The sequence below is a fragment of the Pontimicrobium sp. MEBiC01747 genome, assembly GCF_053601635.1.
Map to the genome: position 1 here is coordinate 1 of NZ_JBSHNS010000517.1, position 4,074 is coordinate 4,074.

The 4,074-nt window shown below is 34.5% G+C and carries 3 protein-coding genes; all 3 read right to left on the bottom strand.

Going from position 1 to position 4,074, the window contains the following annotated elements:
- Positions 1-1,171: sulfatase-like hydrolase/transferase (locus ACVC2P_RS16765; RefSeq protein WP_452599605.1), on the bottom strand; the 1,171-nt coding region annotated here is incomplete at its 3' end.
- A 1-nt stretch (position 1,172) separates the two neighbouring features.
- Positions 1,173-3,560 (bottom strand): glycoside hydrolase family 3 N-terminal domain-containing protein, encoded by a 2,388-nt coding sequence (locus ACVC2P_RS16770; RefSeq protein ID WP_452599606.1) that lies wholly within the window; start codon positions 3,558-3,560, stop codon positions 1,173-1,175.
- A 20-nt stretch (positions 3,561-3,580) separates the two neighbouring features.
- Positions 3,581-4,074 (bottom strand): RagB/SusD family nutrient uptake outer membrane protein (locus ACVC2P_RS16775; protein WP_452599607.1); only part of this gene is annotated, 494 nt, incomplete at its 5' end.

A 4,074-nucleotide genomic window follows, 5' to 3' on the forward strand; every position in this document is an offset into this window, starting at 1 on the left:
TAATAATATCTTCGTTTACAGAACCTGCTTTAACTAATTTAGGATATTTTACCATAAATGGCATTCTAATAGACTCTTCGTAGATAAAACGCTTATCGAAAAATCCGTGATCTCCTAAGTAAAATCCTTGGTCTGATGTTAACACAATAATAGTATTATCGGTTAAATTATTTTCATCTAAGTATTTTAATACGCGTCCAATATTATCATCAACCGATTTTACACAAGCTAAATAATCTTTAATATACGTTTGGTACCTCCATTTTCTACCTTCCTCGAATGTCATACCTTCTGGCTGCACTACTTCACCAGGTTTTGCACCATAAAACGCCCACTTAATTTTCTCTTTACCTTTTAAGTTTTCTGGTTCTTTGTATTTCATATCTCTACGAGAGAAATATTCCATAGTCATTTCTGTATCGCCTGCAGTTAACTCACGGCCTTTATAATCGTCATTAAAGGTTGCTGGATAAGGAAACTCTACATCATCCCAAAGTGTTTCATATTTAGTATCTGGTTGCCACGGTCTGTGTGGTGCTTTGTATTGTAACACCATCATAAATGGTTCGTCTTGTTTTCTTTCAGACGCTAACCAATCCATTGCAAAATCTGTACTTAGGTTAGTAGAATAGCCTTCAACTTTAGTGTCTACTCCATTAATATTATACTTAGGGTTCCAGTAATGCCCTTGTTGTCCTGCAGAATTATGGTATTTAAACACATCAAAACCTTGCGGTTCTGTTCCTAAATGCCATTTCCCAAATAATGATGTTTGGTAGCCGTTTTTTTGAAATTCTTGAGGAAACGTCCATTGTGTTTTATCAAATTTTCCACCACTTTCATTTTTATAATACCCATTAAGATTACTATAATTTCCAGTTAAAATAGCGGCACGAGATGGGCCACAAATAGCATTGGTACATAATACATCTTGAAACAACATACCTTCTGAAGCTATACGATCTATATTTGGCGTTGGTGCCAAATCTTTATAAATACCTCCATAAGCACTTATGGCTTGTGTAGTTAGATCATCTGCCATAATATAAATTACGTTTGGACGTGCATTATCTAGCTCTGGCGTTTCATTTAATGCTTGATCTTTAGTTGCATCTTTACATGAAAATACAATTAAAGTACAGGCTAATATTAGATTTATTCTTTTTAACATCTTATTTATTTTTATCTAAAGTGATAGCATTTTTTACCGAAATGGTTGTTTTCTTTAATGCTTTATCTGCTGAAGAATTTCCGGTCATTATTGTAAATGTTCCAGGCTCAACAACAAAGTTGAAATCTTTATCGTACATTGCTAAACTTTCTGCATTAATAGCTATTTCTACAGTTTGAGACTCTCCTGCTTTTACAAACACACGTTTGTAGCCTTTTAATTCTTTTACTGGTCTTGTGTAAGAGCTTATATCGTCTCTAATGTATAATTGTACCACTTCTTCTCCATCAATATTACTCGCATTTTTTACATTTACCGAAACTGTAATAGTGTCATCTATTCCAGAAAACTCTGTTTTAGATACTTTTGGTTTAGATAATTGGAATTTAGAGTAGCTTAAACCAAACCCAAAAGGATGTAATGGTTTTTTCTTTTCTGTATTATACTTATGAATATATGCTGTTGGCTTATGGTTATATACCATTTGTAATTGACCAACGCTACGCGGAATAGTTAATGGTAATTTTCCAGAAGGGTTTACTTGTCCGAATAAAATTTCGGCAGTAGCTTGCCCTGCAAATGCACCACTCTCCCATGTGTTTACTACTGCTGAAGCACGTTGCTCTAACCAAGGTTCTGCTATTGGGCTTCCGCTAACGTAAACCACAATTACTGGTTTGTTAAGCTCGAACATTTTATCTGCTAGTTTCATTTGATTACCAGATAATTTAAGCGTTGCTCTGTCTATGTTTTCACCTGTTGTTTTACGTTTCCAATCGTGACGGAAAGAATTTTCTCCTAAAACTAGCACAATCATATCTGCATTTTTTGCTTGCTGTGCTGCTTTGTTTATATTCTCTTTTGTGATTTCTTTTGAACGGTCTCCAGAATCAAAGTAGTTTATTTTATAACCGTTTTCTGTACCAATTTTAGAAATGCCTTCTACCATAGTAATGATGTTTTCTTCTGGTTGCGGCGATACCCAGTCTCCTAAAGTTGTTTGGTTATTAGCATTTGGGCCAGTAATAAAAATGGTTTTGCCATTACCTTTTTCTGCTAAAGGCAAAATTTTGTTTTTATTTTTTTGAAGTACAATGGCATGACGTGCTTGCTCTAAAGCATTATCTTGATGTGCTTTTGAAAAATTCACTTGTTTTGATTTTTCAACTTCAACAAATGGATTTTCAAATAATCCTAATTTGAATTTTGCTTCTAATATTTTTCGACACGCATAATCTACACGCGCTTCTTCAACTTTACCTTCATTAACTAATTCGGTTAACAATGTATCGAATAAAATACCGTGCATATTCATATCCATTCCTGCATTTACAGAAAATTCAATAGACTGTTTGAAGTCTTTTGCAACGTGATGCCATATGTCTATTCTTGAAATATCGTTCCAGTCGCTTACATAAAAGCCTTCAAATCCCCAACGTTCACGCATTAAATCGTTCATCATATATTTATCCATATGTCCTGGTAAACCAGCAACTTCGTTATGTGCAGCCATAATAGAATACACATTAGCTTCTTGTACTGCGCGACGATATGGTGGCAAGAAAATTTCGAATAATGTACGTTTAGACACATCTGTTGGCGAAGCGTTTAATCCGTTAATAGAGGAACTTCCTGCTATTAAGTGTTTTGCGCAAGTGATTACATTATCGGTTCCAGAAAAATCATCAGATTGCATCCCTTTAATTGTTGCAACTCCCATATTTCCTACTAAATATGGGTCTTCACCAAATGTTTCTCCTGTTCTTCCCCAACGTGGGTCGCGTAATACATCTATATTTGGTGTAAAAGACCAATGCATTCCGTTTGCTCTCATTTCTAAAGCTGTTTGCTTGCTTCCTTCTAAAATTAAACCGTCTGCAAAGGTTGCTGCTTGAGAAATTGGAGATGGATAAATTGTAGAACCACTAACTAAACCGTTACCATGAATGGCATCTATACCAATAAGTAATGGGATTTTTAACGGTGATTTTTGAGCTAATTTTTGAAGATGATTTGCTTCTTCTGGTGTTACTACATGTAGAAAAGAACCTATTTTACCTGCTGCTGCCAATCTACCAACACTATCACTACGTACGCCTGGATAGAAGCCAAGTGCATCGTTTTTCTCTAGTTCTTCTGGAGAAATTTTAGCTTCGGCGTGCTTCATATGCTCTAAACCAACATATTGACACATTTGATAGATTTTATCTTCTAATGTCATACGCGACATTAGGTCGTCTACTCTATCGTTTATTGAAGCGGATGCATCAAGGTAAGTAGGGTTTTTGTCGTTTGATGGTTTCTTATTATCGTCCTTGCATGAAAATACAACCGTAATTAATATTATAACTACGGTCATGTATTTAGAGACTAATTTAATGGTATTCATTTATTGCTATTAATGTATTATTAGTATCCTGGGTTTTGATCTGCGTTAGAAATTTCTGTGTTATTAGTAATTTCTGTTAATGGTATTGGTAACAGCATATTTTTTACAGAGATTGGATATATATAATCCTTGTTTCCTAGATTTCCGAAGTTATTGTGTGTGTTAATTACTTCATTTAAAAAATACTGGTATCCACGACGTCTTGTATCAAACCAAATGTGATTTTCTCCTAAAAGTTCGTATTGGCGCTCTCGCATAATACGTGTTCTAAAATCATTTTGAGATAAACCAGACCAATCTGCTGGCTCAACAGCTTGCGTTCCATCTGCCTTGTTTCTAGCTCTAGTCATTACTTCATTTACGTAATTGTATGCTTCTGTTGTTGGCCCATTAATTTCGTTGGTTATTTCTGCTAACATCAACAATAAATCTGCATATCTTAATTTGTAAAAATTACGGTTTGTAGTAGTCCCGTTAAAATTGTCGTCTAAATATTTTTTTAACACTGTAAAAC